This is a genomic window from Streptomyces sp. 2323.1, assembly GCF_900221035.1.
In the GTDB taxonomy this organism is placed as follows: Bacteria; Actinomycetota; Actinomycetes; order Streptomycetales; family Streptomycetaceae; genus Streptomyces; species Streptomyces sioyaensis.
Genome location: NZ_LT907981.1, coordinates 1,436,209 through 1,461,242 on the forward strand (window position 1 = coordinate 1,436,209; position 25,034 = coordinate 1,461,242).

22 protein-coding genes are annotated in these 25,034 nt (G+C 71.7%); 16 read left to right on the top strand and 6 right to left on the bottom strand.

Annotated elements, in window-relative coordinates:
* Positions 1–358: 358 nt before the first annotated feature.
* The 3 genes from CPH93_RS05570 (at position 359) to CPH93_RS05580 (ending at position 3,458) form a co-directional block, all read left to right on the top strand.
* The gene (locus CPH93_RS05570) at positions 359–1,252 is read left to right on the top strand and encodes a helix-turn-helix domain-containing protein (protein ID WP_231977192.1); all 894 of its coding nucleotides are present in this window, start codon (positions 359–361) and stop codon (positions 1,250–1,252) included.
* A gap of 242 nt (positions 1,253–1,494) precedes the next feature.
* Positions 1,495–2,370 carry a serine hydrolase gene (locus tag CPH93_RS05575; protein ID WP_093486482.1) on the top strand — a complete coding sequence of 292 codons (876 nt, stop codon included), beginning with the start codon at positions 1,495–1,497 and terminating at the stop codon, positions 2,368–2,370.
* 140 nt (positions 2,371–2,510) lie between these two features.
* Positions 2,511–3,458 (top strand): class I SAM-dependent methyltransferase, encoded by a 948-nt coding sequence (locus CPH93_RS05580; protein ID WP_197708737.1) that lies wholly within the window; start codon positions 2,511–2,513, stop codon positions 3,456–3,458.
* A 113-nt stretch (positions 3,459–3,571) separates the two neighbouring features.
* Here the strand turns inward: CPH93_RS05580 and CPH93_RS05585 are convergent, their stop codons facing one another.
* Entirely contained in the window at positions 3,572–6,151 is a 2,580-nt protein-coding gene (locus CPH93_RS05585) for an MFS transporter (protein WP_096212149.1), read from the bottom strand.
* Positions 6,152–6,404: 253 nt separating this feature from the next.
* Entirely contained in the window at positions 6,405–6,848 is a 444-nt protein-coding gene (locus CPH93_RS05590) for an SRPBCC family protein (protein ID WP_093486478.1), read from the bottom strand.
* 158 nt (positions 6,849–7,006) lie between these two features.
* On the opposite strand from CPH93_RS05590, the gene CPH93_RS05595 reads away from it, so the two are divergent.
* Together CPH93_RS05595 and CPH93_RS05600 are read left to right on the top strand one after the other, a co-directional pair.
* Positions 7,007–8,056, top strand: coding sequence for an Rv2578c family radical SAM protein (locus CPH93_RS05595; RefSeq protein WP_096212150.1), 1,050 nt, complete (start codon positions 7,007–7,009; stop codon positions 8,054–8,056).
* A 108-nt stretch (positions 8,057–8,164) separates the two neighbouring features.
* On the top strand, positions 8,165–8,704 hold the full coding sequence (locus CPH93_RS05600) for a GNAT family N-acetyltransferase (protein ID WP_096212151.1): 540 nt from the start codon (positions 8,165–8,167) through the stop codon (positions 8,702–8,704).
* A gap of 98 nt (positions 8,705–8,802) precedes the next feature.
* Here the strand turns inward: CPH93_RS05600 and CPH93_RS05605 are convergent, their stop codons facing one another.
* A complete protein-coding gene (locus CPH93_RS05605) occupies positions 8,803–9,267 on the bottom strand; it encodes a VOC family protein (protein WP_096215321.1) in 465 nt (154 codons plus the stop codon).
* Between the two features lie 120 nt (positions 9,268–9,387).
* Complete coding sequence (locus tag CPH93_RS05610) at positions 9,388–10,140, bottom strand: HEAT repeat domain-containing protein (protein ID WP_096212152.1); 753 nt, start codon at positions 10,138–10,140, stop codon at positions 9,388–9,390.
* A gap of 391 nt (positions 10,141–10,531) precedes the next feature.
* On the opposite strand from CPH93_RS05610, the gene CPH93_RS05615 reads away from it, so the two are divergent.
* The 9 genes from CPH93_RS05615 (at position 10,532) to pssA (ending at position 21,606) form a co-directional block, all read left to right on the top strand.
* Positions 10,532–12,352, top strand: a complete 1,821-nt coding sequence (locus CPH93_RS05615; protein WP_096212153.1) for a 3-hydroxyacyl-CoA dehydrogenase family protein — start codon at positions 10,532–10,534, stop codon at positions 12,350–12,352.
* Positions 12,353–12,488: 136 nt separating this feature from the next.
* Positions 12,489–13,289 carry a TetR family transcriptional regulator gene (locus tag CPH93_RS05620; protein ID WP_096215322.1) on the top strand — a complete coding sequence of 267 codons (801 nt, stop codon included), beginning with the start codon at positions 12,489–12,491 and terminating at the stop codon, positions 13,287–13,289.
* A gap of 557 nt (positions 13,290–13,846) precedes the next feature.
* The gene (ccrA, locus tag CPH93_RS05625) at positions 13,847–15,184 is read left to right on the top strand and encodes a crotonyl-CoA carboxylase/reductase (RefSeq protein ID WP_096212154.1); all 1,338 of its coding nucleotides are present in this window, start codon (positions 13,847–13,849) and stop codon (positions 15,182–15,184) included.
* A 41-nt stretch (positions 15,185–15,225) separates the two neighbouring features.
* Complete coding sequence (locus CPH93_RS05630) at positions 15,226–17,238, top strand: protein meaA (protein WP_093486464.1); 2,013 nt, start codon at positions 15,226–15,228, stop codon at positions 17,236–17,238.
* A complete protein-coding gene (locus tag CPH93_RS05635; RefSeq protein ID WP_093486462.1) occupies positions 17,235–18,206 on the top strand; it encodes an HpcH/HpaI aldolase/citrate lyase family protein in 972 nt (323 codons plus the stop codon). Before CPH93_RS05630 ends, CPH93_RS05635 begins: the two co-directional genes overlap by 4 nt.
* 5 nt (positions 18,207–18,211) lie before the next feature.
* A complete protein-coding gene (locus CPH93_RS05640; RefSeq protein ID WP_093486460.1) occupies positions 18,212–18,736 on the top strand; it encodes a MaoC family dehydratase in 525 nt (174 codons plus the stop codon).
* Between the two features lie 2 nt (positions 18,737–18,738).
* Positions 18,739–19,944: an acyl-CoA dehydrogenase family protein gene (locus CPH93_RS05645; RefSeq protein ID WP_006602154.1), complete on the top strand. Its 1,206-nt coding sequence runs from the start codon at positions 18,739–18,741 to the stop codon at positions 19,942–19,944.
* Between the two features lie 170 nt (positions 19,945–20,114).
* Positions 20,115–20,762 (top strand): phosphatidylserine decarboxylase, encoded by a 648-nt coding sequence (locus tag CPH93_RS05650; RefSeq protein WP_093486458.1) that lies wholly within the window; start codon positions 20,115–20,117, stop codon positions 20,760–20,762.
* A complete protein-coding gene (gene pssA / locus CPH93_RS05655; RefSeq protein ID WP_173909726.1) occupies positions 20,749–21,606 on the top strand; it encodes a CDP-diacylglycerol--serine O-phosphatidyltransferase in 858 nt (285 codons plus the stop codon). The genes CPH93_RS05650 and pssA overlap by 14 nt, the downstream gene beginning before the upstream one ends.
* A gap of 74 nt (positions 21,607–21,680) precedes the next feature.
* On the opposite strand, the gene CPH93_RS05660 is transcribed toward pssA, so the two are convergent.
* Positions 21,681–22,805, bottom strand: coding sequence for a glycerate kinase (locus CPH93_RS05660; RefSeq protein ID WP_096212155.1), 1,125 nt, complete (start codon positions 22,803–22,805; stop codon positions 21,681–21,683).
* 192 nt (positions 22,806–22,997) lie between these two features.
* On the opposite strand from CPH93_RS05660, the gene CPH93_RS05665 reads away from it, so the two are divergent.
* Positions 22,998–23,507 carry an NUDIX domain-containing protein gene (locus CPH93_RS05665; protein ID WP_173909953.1) on the top strand — a complete coding sequence of 170 codons (510 nt, stop codon included), beginning with the start codon at positions 22,998–23,000 and terminating at the stop codon, positions 23,505–23,507.
* Positions 23,508–23,539: 32 nt separating this feature from the next.
* Positions 23,540–24,412, top strand: coding sequence for a DUF4037 domain-containing protein (locus CPH93_RS05670; RefSeq protein WP_096212157.1), 873 nt, complete (start codon positions 23,540–23,542; stop codon positions 24,410–24,412).
* A 70-nt stretch (positions 24,413–24,482) separates the two neighbouring features.
* Here the strand turns inward: CPH93_RS05670 and CPH93_RS05675 are convergent, their stop codons facing one another.
* On the bottom strand, positions 24,483–25,028 hold the full coding sequence (locus CPH93_RS05675; protein WP_096212158.1) for a methylated-DNA--[protein]-cysteine S-methyltransferase: 546 nt from the start codon (positions 25,026–25,028) through the stop codon (positions 24,483–24,485).
* Between the last annotated feature and the right edge of the window lie 6 nt (positions 25,029–25,034).

Sequence of the window (25,034 nt, forward strand, 5' to 3'; positions counted from 1 at the left end):
CAGTCCTATCGCAGCCACGAGTCGGTCCGCACGATCCCCCACAGTGTCGAAGCCGCCGAACGGATTGGCCAGTCCCGCCTGGGCCCTTGGGGGTGACGCCCCGTCCAGTGCCGTTCGCAAACGGCCCGTTGACCACTCAGCGTGATCCCGGCGTAGCGGAAGAAGGGATTCCTGAGGGGCGGATGGGGCGGTACGCTCGTGTCGCGCCGCATCTCAAACAGTTTCTGTCGCAAAGCGCAAGGACTTCAGACGGAATCCGAAAGGACTTCTGAACGAGTCCTGTCAACTGCCGACGGCACGTGCCAGGTGGGGTAGAAAATTGCCGGACCAGCCTTCCATGCGATGAGACAGAGGCAGAATGGTGAGCGAAGTACTGAACGGCGTCCGGTTACCGCAGTGCGGTGACGGACGAGCCGACAGCGAAGAAGACCAACTCGCGATCCTGACCGAACTGATCGCGCAAACCCTTTGCGAACGCAATCCAGGCTTCAAGGAAGTCCTGGAACGCGGCGGTCACCAACAGGTCACCCGACTGATCGAAAACGTGCTCCGGAGCGGCAACCCGCTGCCCGACAAGGTGCGTGCGGTCATGCTGCGCAGCGACACGGACATCCATCTCGTGGCGTCCGCGCTCGGCGACTGCCTCGTCAGCGCGCCGGGCGAGGCACCGGGATTGCTGATCCCCGCCTCCCTCGCCGACGGCAAGGAAGGGCGGGCCAGGCTGAAGGGCGTGCTGCGCCACCGCGCGGCCGTCGTCGGTCATGCGGTGTCGCCGCACGAGGCCACCGCCTCCGTGCGCGCCGCGTCCCGGCTGCTGGATCTGGCGTCCGTGCACGACGGCCCGGAGGCCGGCGTGGTGTTCGTCGACGACCACCTCTCCTCCCTGTTGCTCCTCCAGGACGAGTCGTTGACCCACACGCTGATAGCCCGCCGGCTCAGCCCGCTCGCCGGGCTGACGCCGGAGCGCTGCGAGCGCCTGGAGGCGACCCTGCTGGCCTGGCTCAGCGGCATGGGGGCCCCGGAGGTGGCCAAGGCGCTCAGCATCCACCCGCAGACGGTGCGCTACCGGATGCGTCAGCTGGAGAAGCTGTTCGGCGCCCGCCTCCGCGACCCGCGCACCCGCTTCGAGATCGAGATGGCCCTCCGCAGCCGCCAGCTGATCGCCGGGGCACGCCGCCGCCGCGCGGCCGTCAACCGCCGCCGCCCACGCGCGGCTGTCCCCCGCCCCCGCACCCCGCTGCCACGCCCCTAGGAGTACCTCCGCCGCCACCCCCCTGATTTGGCGAATGTCACACCCCGACACCCTCGTCGAATACGGACATTTCCGCCCCAATTCCCTGAGGTGTCCGCACCCCCGCCACGTATCGTCACCGTGACCCATGAACCGGGAAGCCGGCCGACGCACGGCTGCCGAGACCCGCAGCCGAGGCGGTCGCGCGAGGCCGGCCGCCCGAGAGCGGGGCCTTCGATACCCAGCGGGACAGGACCACCTTCATGCACGGATCACGCATATCGACCTGCACACGGCGCGGGCTGGCCGCGGTCGTGGCGGCCGGCTCGCTGCTCACGGTGCTCACCTCGGCGACCCCGGCCTCGGCCGAGACCGCCAGCGCCCCCGTGGGCGGATCCAAGGTCGTATGCACGTCGAAGAAGCCGGGCCTGGCGCCGGCGCTGTCCCGGGACCTCGCCGGCGCCCTCGACGGGCGCCAGGGCGCCTCCGCCATGGCGGTCTACGACCGGACCACCAAGACCAGCTGCGAATTCAAGGGCGGCACCCACTTCGACTCGGCGAGTGTGGTGAAGGTCACCGTGCTCGGCGCCCTGCTGCGGAAGGCCGAGGAGGCGCACCGCAAGCTGACGCCGCACGAGGTGGACCTGACCACCGACATGATCACCAAGTCGGACAACGACGCCACCACCGCCCTCTGGCACCGGGTCCGCCCCGCCGGCGTCCAGCACTTCCTGTCGCTGGCCGCCATGCGGGACACCGTCCCGGGCAAGGGCGGGGCCTGGGGCCTCACCCAGATCACCGCCCACGACCAGCTGACGCTGATGCGGCTGCTCACCACGGACACCCCGGTGCTGACCGAGCACTCCCGGAGCTATGCGCTCGATCTGATGCACCGGGTCGTCCCCGAGCAGCGGTGGGGGGCGCCCGCCGGCGCCCCGGCCGGCGCGGCCGTGCACGTCAAGAACGGCTGGCTGCCGCGCGAGAAGGGCGGCTGGCGGGTGAACAGTGTCGGCGCCTTCACCGGCAGCAGCCACGACTACGGCATGGCCGTCCTCTCCACCGGCAGCCACACCATGGACTACGGCGTCGACACCATCGAGAACGCCGCCCGGGTCGTCCATCGCGATCTGGCGCGCTGACCGCACCGACCGGACCTGGTGCGGGCGGACCACCTGCACCAGGCCGGGCCCGGCAGCGTGCGGTACGACTTAGCACCCCCCAGGGTGACCGGCCCCCCGATCGGCCCCGGTCAGGGCCCGGCCGCCGATATCAACGCCACATGATCGAGGCAGTGCACACGACGGGCCACGAACCGTCCTCCCCGTCCATTCCCCGCCCCACGCCCCCTCCCGACGGGGACGCGGCGCCACGGCGCGTCAAGGCGGACCTCACGGGAGTTCCCGAGACGGCGCTGTGGACACTCCAGCACCGCGCCGCCGAGGCCGCCCGCCCGGACACGGTGCTGCCCGACCCGCGCGCCGTCCAGCTCATGGCCGAGCTCGAATTCCCCTTCCTGGAGCGGCTGGGCGCCCCCCGGCCCTGGCTGGCGCAGGCCATCGCGCTGCGCGCCCTCGCCTTCGACGGGGTGGTCCGCGAGTTCCTCGCCGCCCATCCGGACGGCACCGTGGTCGCGCTCGGCGAGGGCCTGGAGACCCAGTTCTGGCGGGTGGACAACGGCCGGGCCCGCTGGGTCACCGTCGACCTCCCCGATCCGCTGGCGCTGCGCAGACGCGTACTGCCGCACGGCTCCCGGCAGCACCTCGTCGCCTGCGACGCGCGCGACAGCCGGTGGACGGCGCAGATCGACGCCGCACGCGGTGTGCTGGTGACCGCTCAGGGCCTGCTGATGTATCTGCAGCCGGCGCAGGCGACCCGGCTGATCGGCGCCTGCGCCGAGGCGTTTCCCGGCGGCACCATGGTCTTCGACACCGTCTCGCGGCGGTTCAGCGCCCGAACCCGCAGCGGTACGAAGGGGCTCGGCGGCCATCGTCTGCCCCCGATGCCCTGGGGCATGGACGCGGCCGAGCGGCCCGAGCTGCGCACGGCCCATCCGGCCATCGGCGAGGTGTCCGGCATTCCGCTCCCCGCGGGCCGCGGCCTCCTCGGCCGTCTCGCGCCCCGCCTCACGGCCCTCCCGCTGCTCCGCAACGACTGCCCACTGCTCACCCGACTGCGCTTCGACCCGGCCCCCGCCCTCCTGCCCGGCCGGCCGCGACGGCCCTCATGAGGCCGGGGGGCGTACGGGCGGCCGGTACGCCCAACTCGCCCCGGTGCGGCGGCCGGTGTGCGCGCCGCGGGCGGGCCCGTGCACCGCGCACACCGGGCCGCCGCGCGACCGGCTCAGTCCTCGTGCCCCAGCTGGAGATCGCGTTCGGTGCGGCCGCCGCCCGCCACCTGCAGGACGGTGGCCACCGGCGGGTATCCGGCGGCGATGACGGTGTACTCACCGGCCGACAGGTCCACGAAGCGGAACAGCCCGTCGGAGCCGGTGATCGCGGTGTCGACGACATTGCCGGCGGCATCCAGCAGCGTGACCCTGGCGTCCTCGACGGTCCGCCCGCCGCCGGCCCGTACGGTCCCGCGCAGCACCGCGCCGCCGGCCAGCTCGATGTCCTGGCGGGTCTCCCGGGACGCCTGGACGGTCACCGGCAGGGCGGCCGGCCGGAAGGCCGGCGCACTGGAGGCCAGGGTGTACTCGCCGGCCACCAAATCCCCGATGACATAGCCGCCTTCGCGCCCGCTGCGGGTGGTGGCGACCACCTCACCGCGGACATCGGTGAGGGTGACCATGGCATCGCGTACGGGAGTGCCGTCGGCGGTGGTCACGGTGCCCGCGAGACGCCCCGCGCCGCCGAGCACGACGTCCAGCTCGACCGGTCGCTCGCCGACGGTGACGGTGACGGCCTGCGGCTGGTGCCCGCCCGCCGCCGCGATCAGCACATAGGAGCCGGCGCCCGGCGTGCTCAGCGCGTACCGGCCGTCCTCGCCGGTGGCACCGCGGCCGATCTGCCGGCCGGCGACATCGATGAGGGTCAGCGCGGCGCGCGGCACGATGCTGCCGTCGTGGTGCTGGACGGTGCCGCAGACCGGGACGCCGGCCGGGGCGGGCGGCCCTGCGGTGTGCCGATGCGCACGGGGGTAAGCAGGCCCGGAATCACGGGAGTTGACGGCATCGGTGGCCGTCGCGGTACGTGCCTGCGGTACGGCGGCGGGGTCGGCCGGGTCACCGTACGGCGCCTGCGGGGTGGTGGAGGCCTGCGGAGCATGCGGGGCGTGGGACACCAGGGGTTTCTCTTTCAGGAAGAAGGCGAGCACAGGGCCCAGGACGAGGACCGGCACGAGGTAGCAGAAGAGCCCCGGCAGGACGTGCGCGGACGCGGCGGCATAGCTGTCGCGCAGCGAGGCGGGCAGCGCCCGCACCAGGAGCGGGGTGATCGACTCCGGAGCGGGCGGCGGGGCCGGCCGCGGCAGCCGGTCGCCGAGCCGGCGGGCCAGCCGGTCGGCCACGAGAGTGGCGAAGAGGGCCGGGCCGACGCTGCCGCCGAGCTGCCGGACGGAGCGGGTGGTGTGGGTGGTGCGGGTGGTGCGGGTGGCGGTGCCGAGGCCGGCGTTGCGTACGGGGTTCCGCACGGCGCGCACCAGCACCGGCAGGACGCAGCCGAGGCCGACGCCGAGGAGGCCCGTCCAGAGGCTGGAGACCTCGCGCGGGGTGTCCTCCGGCATCCGCGAGAGCAGCCACATCCCTACTGCGGCCACCGCGCAGCCCAGGACCGCGAAGACCCGGCGGTGCCCGGTGCGGCGGAGGAGCCGGCCGGAGACGAGGGAGGCGAGGACGATGCCGCCCGTCAGGGGCAGCATCAGCAGCCCGGACGCGGTGGCACCCTCGGCGCTCTGCACAAAGACCGGCAGATAGCTGGCCGCCCCGAAGAGCGCGAGGCCGACGGCGGCTCCGATCAGACCGGTGACGTAAAAGGCCGGGTCGCGGAACCGCCGCAGCGGGAGCAGCGGTTCGGCGGCGAAGTGCTCGACGGCGACGAACAGCAGGGCGGTGCCGAGCGCGCCGGCGCCGAGGCCGAGCACGACCCGCGAGTCCCAGGCGTACGCGGTGCCGCCCCACCTGGTCAGCAGGACCAGACAGGTGGCGAAGGCGGCGAGCAGCAGCGCTCCGGCGAGGTCCGGCTTGGCGCGGCGGGCCGGTCGGGGCAGCTTCAGTACGAAGGCGGTCAGCAGCAGTGCCAGCACACCGAACGGGACGTTGAGGGCGAAGCACCAACGCCAGGAGGCACGGTCGGTGCAGAGGCCGCCGATCAGCGGCCCGGCCACCGAGGCGAGCCCGAGGGCCGCGCCGATCAGGCCCATGGAGCGAGCGCGGGCCCGGGGCCGTACGACCTCGGCGACGAGCGCCTGGATGCCGATCACGATCCCACCGCTGCCGGCGCCCTGGACGGCCCGGAAGAGGGCGAGTTCGTCCATCGTCCGTGACCAGCCGGCCAGCGCCGAGCCGGCGGTGAAGAGGAGGAGGGCGAGGAGGAGGGCGGGCTTGCGGCCGAAGGCGTCACCGAGCCTGCCGAAGAGGGGCAGTGCGAGGGTGGCGGCGAGGAGGCAGGACGTCACCGGCCAGGACATCGTGTCCGGGCCGTGCAGCTCGCCGGCGATCTCCGGGAGCGCGGGGACGACGACGGTCGGGGCGAGGGCCGCGAGCAGCAGCGCCGGCAGCAGGCCGAGGAGGACCAGGCGGAGGCGGCGGGGGCCGGGCGGCACCACCGCGCCGGGGCCGGGGCCAGGGTCGAGGCTGAGGCCGGGGCCGCCGGGTCGGTGGTGCACGGCCGGCCGCGCCGGAGGCGCCGTGGTGCCCGCTGTGGTGCCCGTTGCGGGCGGACCGGTCCGCTCGACCCGTTCGCCCAGGGTGGTCCCGCCCACGTGCTGCTCCCCTCGTCACGCCTGTTGCCGCCCAATTTCTCGCATTGGGCGACAACACCGATCAAGCGCGGCGAATGGGTGCGTGCAGGGCGGGAACGGACGTCAAGTACGGTGCGCGGCGCGCCTCTTGGGCTCCCATCTGGGCTTTCCGCAAGGAGGCGATCCGGCGGGCCGCACACGTCGACTCACCGGAAACCACCCGAACCGGTGAGTGTGACGGCAGGCGCGCGAGGTGACGGCGTGACCGGACCGATCACTTCTCCGTCTCGTGGGCGAGCTTGGCGAGGAGCGCGTCGTAGATCCGGCCGAGCCCCTTGGGCGCGAAGGTCTTCTCGAAGAATCCGCCGATACCGCCGGCGCCCGTCCAGGTGGTGGTGACGACGACCTTGCTGCGCTTCTCACCGGCCGGGGTGACGACCCAGGTGGTCACCATCGAAGAATTGCGGTCCTTCTCCACGAGCTGGCCCTCGGTCGGCTCGTCGACCTCCAGCAGGCAGTCCCGCACCCGCTTGCTCGTGGCCTGGAGCTTCCAGTGGACGAGGGTGCCCTTGCCGTCGCCGCCCTCGCGGACCTCGTACTCGCTGAAGTGCTCGGGCAGCAGCTTCTGACGCGTGCCGCTGTAGTCGGCGAGCGCGTCGAACACGTCCTCCGGGTCCGCCGCGATCTCGCGCTGCGTCGTGGCCTCGACCTGCCCCATGTGCGTTTCCCTCCGGTAGTTCGGCTGACCGCCCTGCGGTGCACCGCCAAGCCAACCACCCCTGGGTGACCCGCCCAAATCCAGGGTTGACACACAGCATGGGAACGTTTGTTCTATTGTTGCCCCGGGGGGATCGACAGGATCCAGAAGGAGGCCCGATGCGCTGGGACAATCTCGGCGAAAGCCCGTCCGCCCTGTTCGGTGCGGACGTCGTGAGCCGGACGGTCGACACCCCCGAATTCCGTGGGATCACCTTCCACGAGGTGCACGCCCGCTCGATCGTGAACCGCGTCCCGGGCGCCTCCCGGATGCCGTTCGAATGGACCGTGAATCCGTACCGCGGCTGCAGCCATGCCTGCGTGTACTGCTTCGCACGCAAGACGCACAGCTATCTCGACCTGGACACCGGGCAGGGCTTCGACTCCCAGATCGTGGTGAAGGTCAACGCCCCGGCGCTGCTGCGCCGCGAGCTGGCCGCCCGCCGCTGGCGCGGCGACCACATAGCGATGGGCACCAACGTCGATTGTTATCAGCGCGCGGAAGGCCGCTACGGCCTGATGCCCGGCATCCTCACGGCGCTGCGCGACCACGCCAACCCCTTCTCGATCCTCACCAAGGGCACGCTGATCCTCCGGGACCTGACGCTGCTCCAGCAGGCCGCCGCGGTCACCGACATCGGCATCTCCGTCTCCGTCGGCTTCCTCGACCGCGAGCTGTGGCGCACGGTCGAGCCCGGCACCCCCGCCCCGGAGCGCCGCCTGGAGGTGGTCCGCACCCTCACCGCGCACGGCATCCCCTGCGGGGTGCTGATGGCGCCGGTAATCCCGTTCCTCGGGGACTCCCCCGAGCAGCTGCGGGCCACGGTGCGCGCCGTCGCGGAGGCCGGCGCCGGCTCCGTGACCCCGCTCGTGCTGCATCTGCGGCCCGGCGCCCGCGAGTGGTTCATGGCCTGGCTGGGGCGCCACCACCCGCATCTGGTGCGGCGCTACGTGACGATGTACGCGGACGGCGCCTACGCCCCGAAGTGGTACCAGCGCCGGATCACCCGTCAGGTCCATGAACTCGCCGCGGAGTACGGCATCGGCCCCGCCCGCCCCGGCGAGGCCCGCCGGCTCCCGCCACCGGACACCACTCCCGGACCGGCCGGAAGCCCCGGCGACGAGGCCTCCCACCACCCCGCGGAACCGACCCAGTTGACCCTGCTCTGACTCGGAAACCCCCTTGACGTGCCCCCTAACCTCTCCGGCATGGATGGGACCGAGAGGACTTCTGAGCGCGCCCCCGCGCAGCCGCCGCACCCCGTACGGATACGGGAGATGACCGAGGCCGATGTCGACGCCGTCTCCGCGGTGCGGGTCCACGGCTGGCAGGCGGCCTACCGCGGGCTGATGCCACAGGCGTACCTGGACGCGATGAGCGTGGCGGCGGACGCCGAGCGGCGGCGGTCGTGGTTCGGGCGCCGGTCCCCGGAGGTGTCGGACCTGGTGGCCGAGCGGGACGGCGAGGTCGTCGGCTGGGCGTGCGTCGGTCCGGCCCGCGACCCCGATATCGCCCCGGGAGCCGAGGAGTTGCCCGCGCCCCGGCCGACCGCGGGCGAACTGCTCGCCATCTACGTGGCCCCCGGCCTGATCGGCACCGGCATCGGACGCGCCCTGATGTCCGCCGGCACCGCCCGCGCCCGGGCGCACGGCTTCCACACGCTGTACCTGTGGGTGGTACGCGGCAACACCCGCGCCCAGCGCTTCTACGAGCGGGCCGGTTTCGTACCGGACGGCGCCGAGGAGGCGTACGAGGTGGGCGGCGTCAGCGTCCCGGAGCTGCGCTACCGGCGGTCGCTGGTCCTTGGGGGCGGGTAGGGCCGGGCCTCTCCGACCGCGTGCCGCAGGCGCGCGCCCGTGAGCTGGGGACGACGCAGGCCGATAGCGGCAGTCCCGGGCAGGCGGACCCCAGTCGCCTAGTGCACGCAGAACTCATTGCCCTCCGGGTCCGTCATGACCACCCACTCGGCGCCCGGTTCCTTGACCTGGCCCTCCACCCGGGCGCCGAGGGCGCGGAGGCGTTCGACCTCGGTGTCCCGCTCGCCCGCGGGGCCGTGCAGGTCGAGGTGCAGGCGGTTCTTGGCCGTCTTCTTCTCCGACTGCGGGACGCGGTTGAAGAGCAGCCGGCGCCCCCGTCCCGTGCCGCTCTCCGTGTCGTACGGGTCGTCGGGGTGGCGTACGGCCGCCGCATCCCGCCAGGCGCGCCGGCCGTGGTGGTCGAGGAGGATCTCGGGCGGGATGGTGCCGAGGCCGAGGAGCTTGCCGATGAGGGCGCTGTGGTCCTCGACCTCGTAGTGGAGCGCTTCCGCCCAGAAGTCGGCCTGGGCGTGCGGGTCGTGGGCGTCGACGACGAGTTTCCAGTGCAGCGGCGTTGGGGTCATGGTCACCACTTATAGACCCCGGCACTGACATCCGGCGGCCGGAGCGGCCCGGCGTCCTTGTGTCGCGGGACGGGCTCGCCGGGCCCCCGGCCTCGCACGACGGCCGGGCCCGGCGGCCGGCTAGTGGGGAAGCCCCTCACCGCCACCCGGCCCCGCGCCCCGCTCCGCGCCGGGGGCCCGGCCCGCTCCGCGGCCTGCGCTCCCGTGCGACCCGTCGTCCTGCCCGTCGCCCGGCCCACCCGCCGCCTCGGCCCCGTCCTCCGCCACCGCATCCTCATGCACCCCCAGCCGCGCGAGCGACGCCGCGGCGGCGGCCGCCAGCCGCGGATGGGCGACGGCGGCGGTGAGGGCGGGGACGGCGCGCCGGTCGCCCAGCGCGCCCAGGCCCTCGACACAGGCGAGCGCCACCCGCCAGTAGGGGTTGTGCGGGGTCAGCAGCCGCTCCAGGGTCGCGATCAGCGCGGGGACGGACTGCGGCGCCCGGAGTTCGGCGAGCAGCCGGACCGGGTGCAGCGCATAGGCGGTGCGCAGCGGGTTGGTGGCCAGCGCGGCCGCGGCGCGGGCGGTACGGGGGTCGCCGAGCCGGGCCAGGGCGTAGGCAGCGGTGGCGCAGCGCACCGGGTCGCGGTAGTTCAGTAACAGCACCAGCGTCTCGAAGGCCCGCTTGTCGCCGGCGCAGCCAAGGATGAACGCGGCGATCTCCCTGGCCCACAGCGGACGCTCCACGGCGACCAGCATCCGGGCCAGTTCCTCGCGTCCGGCCGGGCTGTTCTTGCGGGCCAGCCCCAGCAACCGTTCGTAGGCGATCAGATCCTGTGGGGAGCGGAGTTCGGCCCGCACCCGGTCCGTCAACTCGTGGAATTCGTCTTCCATTTGCCGCTCCCCTCCCGCCGGTCCGCCCCGGTTCTCGCGGCGTGACCTGCACCACAGACTAATGACCCGCGCCACCCCTGGCGCTCGGGTTACTCACCGGTTAACCTGCTGGAACGAGCAGCACCCCTGCTCGGGCGGCCTGGTGACGCAGCCGCCACAGAGTGAAGTCGGTTCGGCACAGCACGACAACAGCACGGAGCGCACGGCACGGCCCCGGGACAGGGCCCGCCGCAGCTCCCCCACCGCCGGCGCTGCCCGCAGCGCCGTGGCTCCTCGCGGCACACCGCCGCCTGCCTGCCGCGGCGTATGGCCAGGGCACCGCGGCCGCGCGGCTACCCCTCAGTCGTCACTTCTCCCCTGCGCTCAGGGGAACACCCTCAGGAGTCTCGCGATGGGCCCTCAGTCCACCCCTGATCTCTCAACTCCCCCCTCCCCCTTGTCCCTTTCCACCATCGCCGTCGTCGGCCTGGGCACCATGGGCACCGGTATCGCCGAGGTCCTGACCCGCGCCGGCCGCGAGGTCATCGGCATCGACACCGACGAAGCCGCCGCCCGGCAGGCCGTCGCCACCCTCGAAGCCGCCACGGCCCGTGCGGTCGCCCGCGAGCGGATCACGGAGCGGGAGCGGCAGGACATCCTCGCCCGGTTCCGCACCTTCACCGATCTGCAGGCGGCCGCGGACGCCGATCTCGTCATCGAGGTCGTGCCCGAGGACTACGAGCTCAAGCGGCAGGTCTTCGCCGGGCTGGACGCCGTGGTGCGGGCCGACACCATCCTCGCCACCGGCACCAACGCGCTCTCCGTGACCCGGCTGGCCGCCGACTCGCAGCGCCCCGAGCGGGTGCTCGGTGTGCACTTCTTCAACCCCGCACCGGCCATGAAGCTGGTCGAGGTGGTCTCCTCGGTCCTCACCGCGCCGACCGCGGTCGCGGCCGTCACCGAGCTCGCCCGTGACCTGGGCAAGGACCCGATCGCGGTGGGTGACCGCCCCGGCTTCGTCGCCGACGGCCTGCTGTTCGGCTATCTGAACCAGGCCGCCGCGATGTACGAGGCCAGGTACGCCACCCGCGAGGACATCGACGCCGCGATGCGGCTCGGCTGCGGCCTGCCCATGGGCCCGCTGGCCCTGCTCGACCTGATCGGCGTGGACACCGCCCGGACCGTCCTGGAGGCGATGTACGCCGAGTCCCAGGACCGGCTGCACGCCCCGGCACCGATCCTCGGCCAGCTGGCCGAGGCGGGGCTGACCGGCCGCAAGGCGGGCCGCGGCTTCTACACGTACGACGCCCCGGGCAGCGGTACCACCGTGCCGGACGCGGAGAGCCCGGCGGCCGCCGATGAGCTCGCCGCCGGGCGTACGGTCAGCAGCGTCGGCGTGGCCGGCTCCGGGACGATGGCCAGCGGTATCGCCGAGGTCTTCGCCAAGGCGGGCTTCAAGGTCGTGCTGGCCGCCCGCAGCCTGGAGAAGGCGGAGAAGGCGAAGGCCAGGATCGCCAAGTCGCTGGGCCGCTCCGTGGACAAGGGCCGGCTCACCCCCGAGGCCCGGGACACCACCCTGGCGTCGATCACCCCGGCCGGGGCGCTCGAGGCGTTCGCGGACGTCGATCTGGCGGTCGAGGCGGTGGCCGAGGATCTGGCGGTCAAGCAGGAGCTGTTCCGCACGCTGGACAAGGTCTGCAAGCCGGGCGCCATCCTGGCGACCACCACCTCCTCGCTGCCGGTCGTGGCCTGCGCCCGCGCCACCTCGCGCCCCGAGGACGTCATCGGGATGCACTTCTTCAACCCGGCGCCCGCCATGAAGCTGGTCGAGGTGGTCCGCACGGTCCTGACCGCGGACGATGTGCACGCCACCGTGCGGGCGGTCTGCGCCAAGGTCCGCAAGCACCCGGTGGACTGCGGCGACCGGGCCGGATTCATCGTGAACGCGCTGCTGTTCCCGTACCTGAACAACGCGATCAAGATGGTCGAGGAGCACTACGCGTCGCTGGACGACATCGACGCCGCCATGAAGCTCGGCGGCGGCTACCCGATGGGCCCGTTCGAACTCCTCGACGTGGTCGGCCTGGACGTGTCCCTGGCCATCGAGAAGGTGCTGCACGCCGAGTTCCGCGACCCCGGGCTGGCCCCGGCGCCGCTGCTGGAGCACCTCGTCGCGGCCGGCTGCCTCGGCCGCAAGACCGGCCGCGGCTTCCGTGAGTACGCCCGGCGGTGACGCCTGGCGGCACCCCGGCGACGCCGGGGGAGGGTGGGGTGGACTGCTGGAACCGGACGGCGGTCCACCCCCGCTCACCGGGGCGAAGGCACCACCTCATGCCGCAGGCCGCGTAAATATGCAGTACCGTCCCCACATGTCCCAGCCCGCTCGCCCGCAGTCGTCCGACACGTCCGACACCGTCACTCCCGGCACCCGCCGGGCGGCGGCGCAACGGCTCAAAATGCGCCGTGAATTGTCGGCCGCGGCGATGGAGCTGTTTGCGACCAAGGGCTACGAAGCGACGACGGTCGACGAGATCGCGGCCGCCGCGGGCGTCGCCCGGCGCACCTTCTTCCGCCACTTCCGCTCCAAGGAAGAGGCGATCTTCCCCGACCACGACGACACCCTCGTCCGCGCGGAGGCCGTCCTGGACGCCGCTCCGCCGCACGAGAACCCCCTCGACACGGTCTGCCGCGGCATCAAGGAGGTCATGCGGATGTACGCGGCCTCCCCGGCCGTGTCGGTGGCCCGCTACCGCCTGACCCGCGAGGTCCCTACCCTGCGGGAGGCGGAGATCGCCTCGGTGGCCCGCTACGAGCGGCTGTTCACCCGCTATCTGCTGGGCCACTTCGACGAGGGCGCACACCGCGAGGGCGATGACGACCCGCTGCTCGCCGAGGTCGCCGCGTCCGCCGTGGTCACCGCGCACAACCACGTACTGCGGCGCTGGCTGCGGGCCGACGCCCAGGGCGATGTCGAGGCCCAGCTCGACCATGCCTTCGAGATCGTCCGGGAGACCTTCGGCGCCGGCATCGGCGCCGGCCGCACCGGCGGTGAGCAGCCCCCGGCGTCCGTCTCGCGGGAGGGCGAGGTGCTGGTGGCGGTGGCGCGTACGGACGCCCCGCTGGACGAGGTCATGCGCACCATCCGCAAGGCGCTCACCGAGCGGAAGTAACGGTCCTCCGACCGGATCGGACGGACATCGCGGCCCGGCGCCCGTGGCCCGGCCGGGCCGCGACACGGATGGTCTAACCCCGACCCCGCACACGCTGTGCGTTGCGGGCATTTCTCTGCGTCACCGTCAGGCCCCTCATCGGCCTTCTTTTGCTCATGCGTGCCGTCCGGATGACATCTGAGAGAAATTCTTGGCACTCAGTGTCTTGTCGACTGGCACGCGGTGTCATACCTTGAAGTTGTCCGGGCGGCCGGCGCGCAGAGAACCAACGCGCGCCGGCTGTCCCACCAGCCCTACGTGGCTGCCCGCCCGGACGCCTGCGTCACAGGCACCCCCAGCAGCCGCTGGGCACCGCGCTCACCACAGCGCTGCCAGGCACCGCGGCCGACGGCTCTGCAATCCCAGCAGAGGCGGCGGACACGGCGCCGCCCCCGGCCGAACCGACGGCACCACCTCCGCACCACCCCCGACGTTCCCCCCAAAGCCGTTCCCTCAACGGTTCCCCACGCTCTCCGCTTCGGTCGAGCAGGGGAGGCCCCAACCGCCGGAGGCACCCCGTGAACGAAATCCTGGACGCAATCCTCGCGCCTGACACCACCAGCGCCGACTTCGCCGGCCTGACCATCCCCGAGTCCTACCGCGCGGTGACCGTGCACAAGGACGAGGCCGAGATGTTCGCCGGCCTCGACAGCAGGGAGAAGGACCCCCGCAAGTCACTGCACGTCGACGAGGTGCCGGTGCCCGAGCTGGGCCCGGGCGAGGCGCTGGTGGCCGTCATGGCCTCCTCCGTGAACTACAACTCCGTGTGGACCTCGATCTTTGAGCCGGTGTCGACGTTCGGATTCCTGGAGCGCTACGGCAGGCTCTCCCCGCTCACCAAGCGGCACGACCTGCCGTACCACGTCATCGGCTCCGACCTGGCCGGCGTCGTCCTGCGCACCGGCCCCGGCGTCAACGCCTGGGGCCCCGGCGACGAAGTCGTCGCGCACTGCCTGTCCGTGGAGCTGGAATCCTCCGACGGCCACAACGACACCATGCTCGACCCCGAGCAGCGCATCTGGGGCTTCGAGACCAACTTCGGCGGCCTGGCCGAGATCGCGCTGGTCAAGTCCAACCAGCTGATGCCCAAGCCCCAGCACCTGAGCTGGGAAGAGGCGGCGTCGCCCGGTCTGGTCAACTCCACCGCCTACCGCCAGCTCGTCTCGCAGAACGGCGCGGCGATGAAGCAGGGCGACAACGTCCTGATCTGGGGCGCCAGCGGCGGACTCGGCTCGTACGCCACCCAGTTCGCACTGGCCGGCGGTGCCAACCCGATCTGTGTGGTCTCCTCCGACCAGAAGGCGGAGATCTGCCGGAAGATGGGCGCCGAGGCGATCATCGACCGCAACGCCGAGGGCTACAAGTTCTGGAAGGACGAGCACAACCAGGACCCGCGCGAGTGGAAGCGCTTCGGCAAGCGGATCCGCGAGCTGACCGGCGGCGAGGACGTGGACATCGTCTTCGAGCACCCCGGCCGCGAGACGTTCGGCGCCTCCGTCTACGTCACGCGCAAGGGCGGCACCATCGTCACCTGCGCCTCCACCTCCGGCTACCACCACGAGTACGACAACCGCTACCTGTGGATGTCGCTCAAGCGGATCGTGGGCTCGCACTTCGCGAACTACCGCGAGGCGTGGGAGGCCAACCGTCTGATCGCCAAGGGCAAGATCCACCCGACCCTGTCGAAGACGTACACCCTCGAAGAGACCGGGCAGGCGGCGTACGACGTGCACCGCAACCTCCACCAGGGCAAGGTCGGCGTGCTGGCACTGGCCCCCGAGGAGGGCATGGGCGTGCGGGACGAGGAAATGCGCGCCAAGCACCTCGACGCCATCAACCGGTTCCGGAACGTCTGAGCCGGCTCGGACAGTCGGAACCACGAGGATACGGGCCTGATATGACTGAGCGTCAGAAGGATCGTCCGTGGCTGATGCGGACCTACGCCGGCCACTCCACCGCCGAGGCGTCCAACGAGCTGTACCGGCGCAATCTCGCCAAGGGCCAGACCGGCCTGTCGGTCGCGTTCGACCTCCCGACGCAGACCGGATACGACCCCGACCACATCCTCGCCCGCGGCGAGGTCGGCCGGGTCGGGGTCCCGGTGTCCCACCTCGGTGACATGCGACGGCTGTTCCAGGACATCCCCCTGGACCAGATGAACACCTCGATGACCATCAACGCGACGGCCATGTGGCTGCTGGCGCTGTACGAGGTGGTCGCCGAGGAGCAGGGCGCCGACATCTCCAAGCTGTCGGGGACGACGCAGAACGACATCGTCAAGGAGTACCTCTCGCGCGGGACGCACGTCTTCCCGCCGGGGCCTTCGCTGCGGCTGACCACCGACATGATCACGTACACGGTGGCGCACATCCCCAAGTGGAACCCGATCAACATCTGCAGCTACCACCTGCAGGAGGCGGGCGCCACGCCGGTCCAGGAGATCGCCTACGCGATGTCCACCGCCATCGCGGTGCTGGACGCGGTGCGCGACTCCGGGCAGGTGCCGCCGGAGAAGTTCGGCGATGTCGTGGCCCGTATCTCGTTCTTCGTGAACGCCGGGGTCCGGTTCGTCGAGGAGATGTGCAAGATGCGCGCCTTCGGCCGCATCTGGGACAAGATCACCCGTGAGCGCTACGGCATCGAGAACGAGAAGCAACGCCGGTTCCGCTACGGCGTCCAGGTCAACTCGCTCGGTCTGACCGAGGCGCAGCCGGAGAACAACGTCCAGCGGATCGTGCTGGAGATGCTGGCCGTCACGCTCTCCAAGGACGCCCGCGCCCGGGCCGTGCAGCTCCCCGCCTGGAACGAGGCGCTGGGGCTGCCGCGGCCCTGGGACCAGCAGTGGTCGCTGCGCATCCAGCAGGTCCTGGCGCACGAGAGCGATCTGCTGGAGTACGAGGACATCTTCGCCGGCTCGCACGTCATCGAGGCCAAGGTGGACGCCCTGGTAACCGACTGCCTCGCCGAGATCGAGCGGATCCAGGAGATGGGCGGCGCGATGGCCGCCGTGGAGTCCGGCTACCTCAAGTCGCAGCTGGTCTCCGCGCACGCCGAGCGGCGGGCCCGGATCGAGGCCGGCGAGGAGAAGATCGTCGGCGTCAACTGCTTCGAGGGCACCGAGCCCAACCCGCTCACCGCCGATCTCGACACGGCCATCATGACCGTCGACCCCGCCAACGAGGCACGGGTCGTCAAGGCGCTGCACGACTGGCGGGACAACCGCGACGAGACGCGCGCCCAGGAGTCGCTGTCGGTCCTGAAGAAGACCGCGGCCGGTGACGGCAACCTCTTCGCGGCCACCGTGGAGTGTGCCCGTGCCGGGGTGACGACCGGCGAGTGGGCCTGGGCGCTGCGGGACGTCTTCGGCGAGTTCCGGGCCCCCACGGGCGTCTCCAGCGCCCCGCTGGCGGTCGCCGCCGAGGAGGGCAGCCCGCTCGCCGCGGTCCGCGAGAAGGTCGCCAAGACCGCCGCCGAACTCGGCAGCGGCAAGCTGCGGCTGCTGGTCGGCAAGCCCGGCCTGGACGGGCACAGCAACGGCGCCGAGCAGATCGCCGTACGGGCCCGGGACGCCGGCTTCGAGGTGATCTACCAGGGCATCCGGCTCACCCCGGAGCAGATCGTCTCGGCCGCGGTCGCCGAGGACGTGCACTGCGTCGGGCTGTCGATCCTGTCCGGCTCGCACGCCGAGCTGGTGCCGGACGTGCTGGCGCGGCTGCGGCGCACCGGCGTGGACGACATACCCGTCATCGTCGGCGGCATCATTCCCTCCGCCGACGCAACCGCACTGCGGGAGGCCGGAGTGGCGGCGGTCTTCACCCCCAAGGACTTCGGTATTACGGAGATCATCGGCCGTATCGTCGACGAGATCCGGACAGCGAACCGGCTCGACCCTCTGGAGGTCCCCGCATGACCCAGGCGAACCGCCCGCCCGGCGGCCGCCCGCGCCGCTCCTGTCTCGCGGTCCCGGGCAGCAATCCGCGCTTTCTGGAGAAGGCCCAGGGGCTCCCGGCCGACCAGGTCTTCCTGGACCTGGAGGACGCCTGTGCGCCGCTCGCCAAGGAAGGCGCCCGGCACCACATCGTCGAGGCGCTGAACCAGGGCGACTGGACCGGCAAGACGCGGGTCGTGCGGGTCAACGACTGGACCACGCACTGGACGTACCGGGACGTCATCACGGTCGTCGAGGGTGCGGGGACGAATCTCGACTGCATCATGCTGCCGAAGGTCCAGGACGCCCAGCAGATCGTGGCGCTGGACCTGCTGCTGACGCAGATCGAGAAGACCATGGGCTTCGAGGTCGGCAGGATCGGCATCGAGGCCCAGATCGAGAACGCCAAGGGCCTGGTGAACGTCGACGACATCGCCGGCGCCTCGCCCCGGATGGAGACCATCGTCTTCGGCCCGGCCGACTTCATGGCGTCGATCAACATGAAGTCCCTGGTGGTCGGCGAGCAGCCGCCCGGCTATGGGGCGGATGCCTATCACTACATTCTGATGCGCATTCTGATGGCGGCTCGTACCTACGATCTGCAGGCGATCGACGGACCCTACCTTCAGATCAAGAACGTTGACGGCTATCGCGAGGTCGCCGGCCGGGCCGCCGCCCTCGGCTTCGACGGCAAGTGGGTGCTGCACCCCGGTCAGGTCGAGGCCGCCAACGAGGTGTTCTCCCCGTCGCAGGAGGACTACGACCACGCCGAGCTGATCCTGGACGCCTACGAGTGGCACACCTCGGAGGCGGGCGGAGCCAAGGGTTCCGCGATGCTCGGCGACGAGATGATCGACGAGGCGAGCCGGAAGATGGCGCTGGTCGTCGCCGGCAAGGGCCGGGCCGCCGGCATGATCCGCACGTCCAAGTTCGAGGCCCCGGAGGCATAAGCACCATGCAGTTCGGCCGTACCTATGAAGAGTTCACCGTCGGCGATGTGTACAAGCACTGGCCCGGAAAAACCGTCACCGAATACGACGACCACCTCTTCTGCCTGCTCACCATGAACCACCACCCGCTGCACATGGACAGCAACTATGCGGAACAGACCACCGACTTCAAGAAGAACGTCGTCGTCGGCAATTACATCTACTCCCTGCTGCTGGGCATGTCGGTGCCCGATGTCTCCGGAAAGGCCATCGCCAACCTGGAGATCGAGTCGCTGAAGCATGTGGCGCCCACCTTCCACGGCGACACGATCTACGGCGAGACGACGGTGCTCGACAAGACGCCGTCGAAGTCCAAGTCCGACCGCGGCATCGTGTACGTCGAGACCAAGGGCTACAAGCAGGACGGCACCCTGATCTGCGTCTTCCGGCGCAAGGTCATGGTCCCCACCGCCACCTACATCAAGGAGCGCGGCGGCGAACAGCCCGGCCGCCCGGAGCTTAAGGCCCCGACGGCCAAGAAGGAGAAGTAGCCATGACCCGTCTCGCGCAGACCGAGGGCCTGACCGACATCCAGCGGGAAATCCTCTCCACCGTCCGCGACTTCGTGGACAAGGAGATCCTGCCGGTCGCCACGGAGCTGGAACACCGCGACGAGTACCCGACGCAGATCGTCGAGGGCCTGAAGGAACTCGGCGTGTTCGGCCTGATGATTCCCGAGGAATACGGCGGTCTGGGTGAGTCCCTGCTCACCTACGCGCTGACCGTCGAGGAGATCGCCCGCGGCTGGATGAGCGTCTCGGGCATCATCAACACGCACTTCATCGTGGCGTACATGCTCAAGCAGCACGGCACGCAGGAGCAGAAGGACTACTTCCTGCCGAAGATGGCGGCCGGCGAAATCCGGGGCGCCTTCTCGATGTCGGAGCCGGCGCTGGGGTCCGACGTTTCGGCCATTTCCTCCAAGGGCGTGCGGGACGGCGACGAATACGTTCTGAACGGCCAGAAGATGTGGCTCACCAACGGCGGTTCCTCGACGCTGGTCGCGGTGCTGTGCCGGACGGACGAGGGTCACCCGGAGGGCACCGCCCCGCACAAGTCGATGACGACCTTCCTCGTGGAGAAGGAGGCCGGCTTCGGTGAGGTGCGGCCGGGCCTCACCATTCCGGGCAAGATCGACAAGATGGGCTACAAGGGCGTCGACACCACCGAGCTGATCATGGACGGGCTGCGGATCCCGGCCGATCGGGTGCTCGGCGGCGAGAGCGGACGTGGCTTCTATCACATGATGGACGGCGTCGAGGTCGGCCGGGTCAATGTGGCCGCGCGCGGATGCGGTGTCGCCCAGCGCGCGTTCGAGCTGGGCGTTTCGTACGCGCAGCAGCGACACACCTTCGGCAAGCCGATCGCCCAGCACCAGGCCATTCAGTTCAAACTGGCGGAAATGGCGACAAAGGTCGAAGCGGCCCATGCAATGATGGTGAACGCCGCTCGCAAAAAGGACTCGGGGCAGCGAAACGACCTCGAGGCGGGCATGGCGAAGTACCTGGCCTCCGAGTACTGCAAGGAGGTGGTGGAAGACGCGTTCCGTATCCACGGCGGCTACGGCTTCTCGAAGGAGTACGAGATCGAGCGCCTCTACCGCGAGGCCCCGATGCTCCTGATCGGTGAAGGTACCGCCGAGATCCAGAAAATGATCATTGGTCGCCGGCTACTCGAGGAGTACCGGATCCAGGGGTGAACGTCCCGTTTGGAGTGCTTTGGTCTAGACGAAGATCACACCCCGTCATGGTTCTTCGGCCACGGATTGGCTCTGGCTCTTGGCCAGTTGCCGCTCGCAACCGATAGCATCCACGGAAAGCCGCCGTCCCCCGTATCCCTACGCGGCATCCTCCGCTACGAAGGTCATCCATGCCCCACAGCCAATCCTCTGCACCACGCGGTCGCGTCCGCCTCGCGCGCGGAGCGTCGCCGTGGCTCCTGCCGACCGTTGCCACGGCAGCGATCAGCCTCGCCCGGTCCCGCCGGTCGGGTCGCTGGGCCGCCGTTGCCGTGCCCACCACCGCACTGGCGGCGGGCATGCTGTGGTTTTTCCGCGACCCCGAGCGGGAGATCGCTCAGGGCCGGGTCATCTCCCCGGCCGACGGCGTGGTGCAGAGCATCATGCCGTGGAAGGACGGGCGCACCCGCGTCGCGATCTTCATGAGCCCGCTGAACGTCCACGTCAACCGCGCGCCGCTGGCCGGCACGGTGACGTCCGTGGAGCACATCCCCGGCGGGTTCGTCCCGGCGTTCAACAAGGAGAGCGAGAACAACGAGCGGGTCGTGTGGCACTTCGACACCGAGCTCGGCGACATCGAGATGGTGCAGATCGCCGGCGCGGTGGCCCGCCGCATCGTCCCCTACGTGCCCGAGGGCACCAAGGTCGAACAGGGCGAGCGGATCGGTCTGATCCGCTTCGGCTCGCGCGTGGACGTCTACCTCCCGGAAGGCGTCGAGGCTGCGGTCGAGGTCGGCCAGGCCACCACCGCGGGGGTGACTCGCCTTGACCGTGATTGATCCCGAGACTCAGGCGGGCTGGGCGCCCGAGACCGATGAGGACGACGACATGCCGCTGTCCACGCGGCTGTCAATAGCGGACACCCTCACCCTCGGCAACGCGATCTGCGGCTTCATGGCCGTGTACTTCACGACCACCGGGGTGCTCATCCCGCATCTGACGGGCACCGAGGACGGCGGGATGGCCCGGCACAGCGCGGCGATGGCCGTGATCCTGATGCTGTTCGCCTCGGTCTTCGACCTCTTCGACGGGCTGGTGGCGCGCAAGCTCCGGGCCTCGGCGATGGGGGCCGAGCTCGACAACCTCTCCGACCTGATCAGCTTCGGGCTGGCGCCCGCGTACTTCGTCGTGACCTGGGGCATGGTCGCCCAGGACGCGCACCAGCGGGTGTCGGTGGTCGCCGCGGTCGTGGTGCTGCTGGCGGTGGTGCTCCGGCTTGCCCGGTTCTCCTGCGTCACGCTGCGTGACGGCATCTTCCAGGGCATGCCGAGCCCGTTCGGCGCCCTGACCGTCGTCGCCATCGTGCTGCTGGAGCTGCCGTTCCTGCCGACGCTGCTGGCGATCATCGGGGTGGCCTGGCTGATGGTGAGCCGGGTCGAATACCCCAAGCCGCGGGGCCGGCTCGCGGTGGCGATGCTCAGCTGGATCGTGCTCAGCATGGGCATGCTCGCGGCCTGGGCGCTGGACGCCCCCGGCGGTCAGCTGCTGCTGCAGACCGGCTGCGCCCTGCAGGTGGTCATGGGCGCGATGATCCCGCTGTTCGCGACGGCCCGGAGGGTGAACACCTTCCGCGACAACCGCCGCGAGTCGCGCGCCGAATCGCGCGCCGCGCAGCTCCCCTAAGGGAGCACTCCGCACACCCACAGAGCCCCGGGCGAATCATTCGCCCGGGGCTCTCGGCATGTGCGGCGGCGGCCTCAGACCAGGAAATCGCGCGCCAGGCGCTCGGCCGCCCGCTCCAGCAGCGGCCCCGCCTCGGCCATACAGCGGGCCGGATCGGGCTCCAGATCCGTCAGGGCGTAGGCGCGCCGGATGCCGGCCGCTTGCAGGGCCTCCGGCGTCAGCTGGAGCCGGCCGCAGACCGCGGCCACCTCCAGGCCGGCCGCACGGGCCGCCGCGGCGACCCCGGCCGGCGCCTTGCCGTGCAGCGTCTGGGCGTCGAGCGAGCCCTCGCCCGTGATGACGAAGGTGGCCCGGGCCAGTGCGGGGGCGAAGCCCAGGACGTCGAGCATCACCTCGATGCCCGGCCGGAACACCGCGTCCAGCGCGACCAGCGCGCCGTAGCCGATGCCGCCCGCGGCGCCCGCGCCGGGCGCCAGGGCCACGTCCGCGGCCCGCGGACCGACCGCCTGTGCCAGCACCTCGGCGTAGTGCGCCAGTGCGGCGTCCAGCGTGGCCACGTCCGCCTCGCTCGCGCCCTTCTGCGGGCCGTAGACCGCCGGGGCGCCCTTCGGGCCGGTGAGCGGGTTGTCGACGTCGCTGGCGAGCACGATCCGGGTCGTGGCCAGCCGGGGGTCCAGGCCGGACAGATCGGCGGTGGCCAGCTCGCGCAGCGGGCCGCCGCCGGGGGCGACCGGCTCGCCGTCCGCGTCCAGGAGGCGCGCGCCCAGCGCCGCGAGCATCCCCGCGCCGCCATCGGTCGTGGCGCTGCCGCCGACGCCGAAGACGATCGTCGTCGCGCCCGCGTCGAGCGCCGCGCGCAGCAGCTCACCGGTGCCGTACGTGCTCGCCGTCAGGGGCGCGAAGACGCCGTCGGGGAGGTGCTGCAGCCCGGATGCCTCCGCCATCTCCACCACGGCCGTGCCGTCGCCACGCAGGGCGAAGGTGGCCGTCACGGGGGTGCCGGTCGGGCCGGTGACTTGGGCCTCGTGCCGGGTGAAGCCGGCCGCGAGTGCGGCTGCGACCGTGCCGTCGCCGCCGTCCGCGACCGGGACGGCGGCCACGTCCAGACCGGGGAGCACGCGCCGCAGACCGGCCGTGACGTGCTCGGCGACCTCGACGGCCGTGAGCGAGCCCTTGAACTTGTCCGCGGCGATCAGCACATGTGCTGAGGGTGTCCTTGCTGCGTCCGCCACCGTGTTTCCCCTTGCTTCCGTACTGGCAGTCGCGCCGCTGTGACCTTATCCGGAGCGCCGCCCGTCGAACAGGGCACACCGGAGGGCGGTGCCGCCGGGCGCCCGCGGCGCGCCCTCGAAGAACCGCCGGTCAAGCCGTAGGCTCACGCCGTGACGACCATGGACTACGCCTCCTACATCGCCGGCCTGCCCCGCGTCCTCGCGGGCGCGGGGGTCATCTTCCGCGACGCGGAGGGCCGCCTCCTGCTGGTGGAGCCCAACTACCGCGACACCTGGATCCTGCCGGGCGGCACCGTCGAGTCGGACCAGGGCGAATCGCCGCGCCAGGCCGCCCGCCGCGAGACCGCCGAGGAGATCGGTCTGGACATCGAGCCGGGCGCACTGCTCGCCGTCGACTGGGTACGCGGCACGAACCGGCCGCCGCTGGTGTCGTACCTCTACGACGGCGGGGTGCTGGACGCCGACCGGTTCGCGGCGATCCGGCTCCAGGAGGAGGAGTTGCTGTCCTGGCGCCTGGTGCACTGGGACGAGGCCCAGACGCTGGTGAGCCGGGAGATGGCGCTGCGCCTCGGCGCCGCGCTGAAGGCCCTGGCGGACGGCCGCGGTCCGGCGGAACTGGAGGACGGGGTGCCGCCGTCCGGGGCTGCCGGAGCCCCGAAAATGAGGTGAGCGCCGGCGCGTGGCGCCCGTAGCCTGCCGCCATGGAAGACATCGCCGCCCGCCTCGTACAGGTACGGGGAGTCGTCGGGGTGATGCTCGGGGGAAGCCGGGCCCGCGGGACGCACCGGGCGGACTCCGACTGGGATCTGGGCGTCTATTACCGCGGCGAGCCGGATCTGGCCGCGCTGGAGGCGCTGGCCGCGGAGCTGACCGGCGGCCCCGTCGAGGTGTACGCACCCGGTGCCTGGGGCCCGTGGGTCAACGGCGGCGCCTGGCTGGTGCTGCCCGACGGCCGCCATGTGGACTGGATCCTGCGGGATACCGACCGGGTGTGGCGGGTGTGGGAGGAGTGCCGCGCGGGCCGCTTCGAGATCGGCGCCCAGGCCGGCCACCCCCTCGGCTTCTGGTCCCCCGCCTATCCGGGCGAGGCCGCGCTGGGCCGGGTGCTCGCCGACACCGACGGGGAACTGGCCCGTCTGCGGCAACAGACCCGGCAGTACCCGGAGGCCCTGCGCACGGCGCTGACCGGCGCCGCGGTCTGGGACGCGGGGTTCTCGGCGGCGATGGCGGCCAAGTCGTCCCCGTCCCGGGACGTGCTGCATGCGTCGCTGTGCCTCTCCCGGGCCGTCGGCCACCTCGTGCAGGCGCTGCACGCCCACCACCGCGTCTGGTGTCTCAACGAGAAGGGCGCCCTCGCGGCGGCCGCGGCGCTGCCGCAGACGCCGCCCGGCTTCGGCGCCCGCGCCAGCGCGCTGCTCGCCCGACTCGGCGGCACGGAGGAGGAGTTGGCGCGCTCGGTGCGGGAAGCGGAGGGGTTGGTGGGCGAGGTGCGGGCGGTGGTGGGAACCGAGGGACCAGTCGAGGACACGGTCGAGGGGTCGGCTGAGGGGCCGTCCGTCGGATCGGACCGGTAGCCGTACTCGGCGCCGCGCAGTGCCGGCTCCCCGCCAGGCCCCCACGGGCCCCTCCCCCGGCGAGCACCCTTCAGCCGCATGCCCCGGCCGGGAACAGCGCCTCGTCCGACCGCTCGAAGGCGAGCAGCCGGCGCTTGCGGTCGAGGCCGCCGCCGTAGCCGGTGAGGCTGCCGTCGGCGCCGACGACGCGATGGCAGGGGACGATGATGCCGACCGGGTTGCGCCCGTTGGCCAGGCCGACCGCGCGGGCCGCGGTGGGGACACCGAGCGCCTCGGCGAGCTGCCCGTACGAGCGGGTCTCGCCGTACGGGATGGTGCACAGCGCCGCCCAGACGCGGCGCTGGAAGGGGGTGCCGCGCAGGGTGAGCGGCAGGTCGAAGGTGGTCAACTCGCCGCGGAAATAGGCCCGTAGCTGGGCGATGGCCGCGGCGAACGGCGGTGCGCCGGGGTCCGCCGGGTCGCCGAAGCTCTCCTGGGGCGGGCGGTGGCGCTGGTCGGTCATGTAGAGGCCGGTGAGGGCGGTCCCGGCGGCGACCAGGGTGAGCGGTCCCACCGGGGTGCCGTCCAGGACGGTGTGGGTGACGGGGGCGCCGGGCTCGGCGGTGTGCACGGTCATGGTGGT

Excerpts from the sequence above, each read along its gene's own strand:
- CPH93_RS05570 (WP_231977192.1), top strand. The coding sequence starts at position 359 with ATGGTGAGCGAAGTACTGAACGGCGTCCGGTTACCGCAGTGCGGTGAC.
- CPH93_RS05575 (WP_093486482.1), top strand. The coding sequence starts at position 1,495 with ATGCACGGATCACGCATATCGACCTGCACACGGCGCGGGCTGGCCGCG.
- CPH93_RS05580 (WP_197708737.1), top strand. The coding sequence starts at position 2,511 with ATGATCGAGGCAGTGCACACGACGGGCCACGAACCGTCCTCCCCGTCC.
- CPH93_RS05590 (WP_093486478.1), bottom strand. The coding sequence starts at position 6,848 with ATGGGGCAGGTCGAGGCCACGACGCAGCGCGAGATCGCGGCGGACCCG.
- CPH93_RS05595 (WP_096212150.1), top strand. The coding sequence starts at position 7,007 with ATGCGCTGGGACAATCTCGGCGAAAGCCCGTCCGCCCTGTTCGGTGCG.
- CPH93_RS05600 (WP_096212151.1), top strand. The coding sequence starts at position 8,165 with ATGACCGAGGCCGATGTCGACGCCGTCTCCGCGGTGCGGGTCCACGGC.
- CPH93_RS05605 (WP_096215321.1), bottom strand. The coding sequence starts at position 9,267 with ATGACCCCAACGCCGCTGCACTGGAAACTCGTCGTCGACGCCCACGAC.
- CPH93_RS05610 (WP_096212152.1), bottom strand. The coding sequence starts at position 10,140 with ATGGAAGACGAATTCCACGAGTTGACGGACCGGGTGCGGGCCGAACTC.
- CPH93_RS05615 (WP_096212153.1), top strand. The coding sequence starts at position 10,532 with ATGGGCCCTCAGTCCACCCCTGATCTCTCAACTCCCCCCTCCCCCTTG.
- CPH93_RS05620 (WP_096215322.1), top strand. The coding sequence starts at position 12,489 with ATGTCCCAGCCCGCTCGCCCGCAGTCGTCCGACACGTCCGACACCGTC.
- CPH93_RS05630 (WP_093486464.1), top strand. The coding sequence starts at position 15,226 with ATGACTGAGCGTCAGAAGGATCGTCCGTGGCTGATGCGGACCTACGCC.
- CPH93_RS05635 (WP_093486462.1), top strand. The coding sequence starts at position 17,235 with ATGACCCAGGCGAACCGCCCGCCCGGCGGCCGCCCGCGCCGCTCCTGT.
- CPH93_RS05640 (WP_093486460.1), top strand. The coding sequence starts at position 18,212 with ATGCAGTTCGGCCGTACCTATGAAGAGTTCACCGTCGGCGATGTGTAC.
- CPH93_RS05645 (WP_006602154.1), top strand. The coding sequence starts at position 18,739 with ATGACCCGTCTCGCGCAGACCGAGGGCCTGACCGACATCCAGCGGGAA.
- CPH93_RS05650 (WP_093486458.1), top strand. The coding sequence starts at position 20,115 with ATGCCCCACAGCCAATCCTCTGCACCACGCGGTCGCGTCCGCCTCGCG.
- CPH93_RS05665 (WP_173909953.1), top strand. The coding sequence starts at position 22,998 with ATGGACTACGCCTCCTACATCGCCGGCCTGCCCCGCGTCCTCGCGGGC.
- CPH93_RS05670 (WP_096212157.1), top strand. The coding sequence starts at position 23,540 with ATGGAAGACATCGCCGCCCGCCTCGTACAGGTACGGGGAGTCGTCGGG.
- CPH93_RS05675 (WP_096212158.1), bottom strand. The coding sequence starts at position 25,028 with ATGACCGTGCACACCGCCGAGCCCGGCGCCCCCGTCACCCACACCGTC.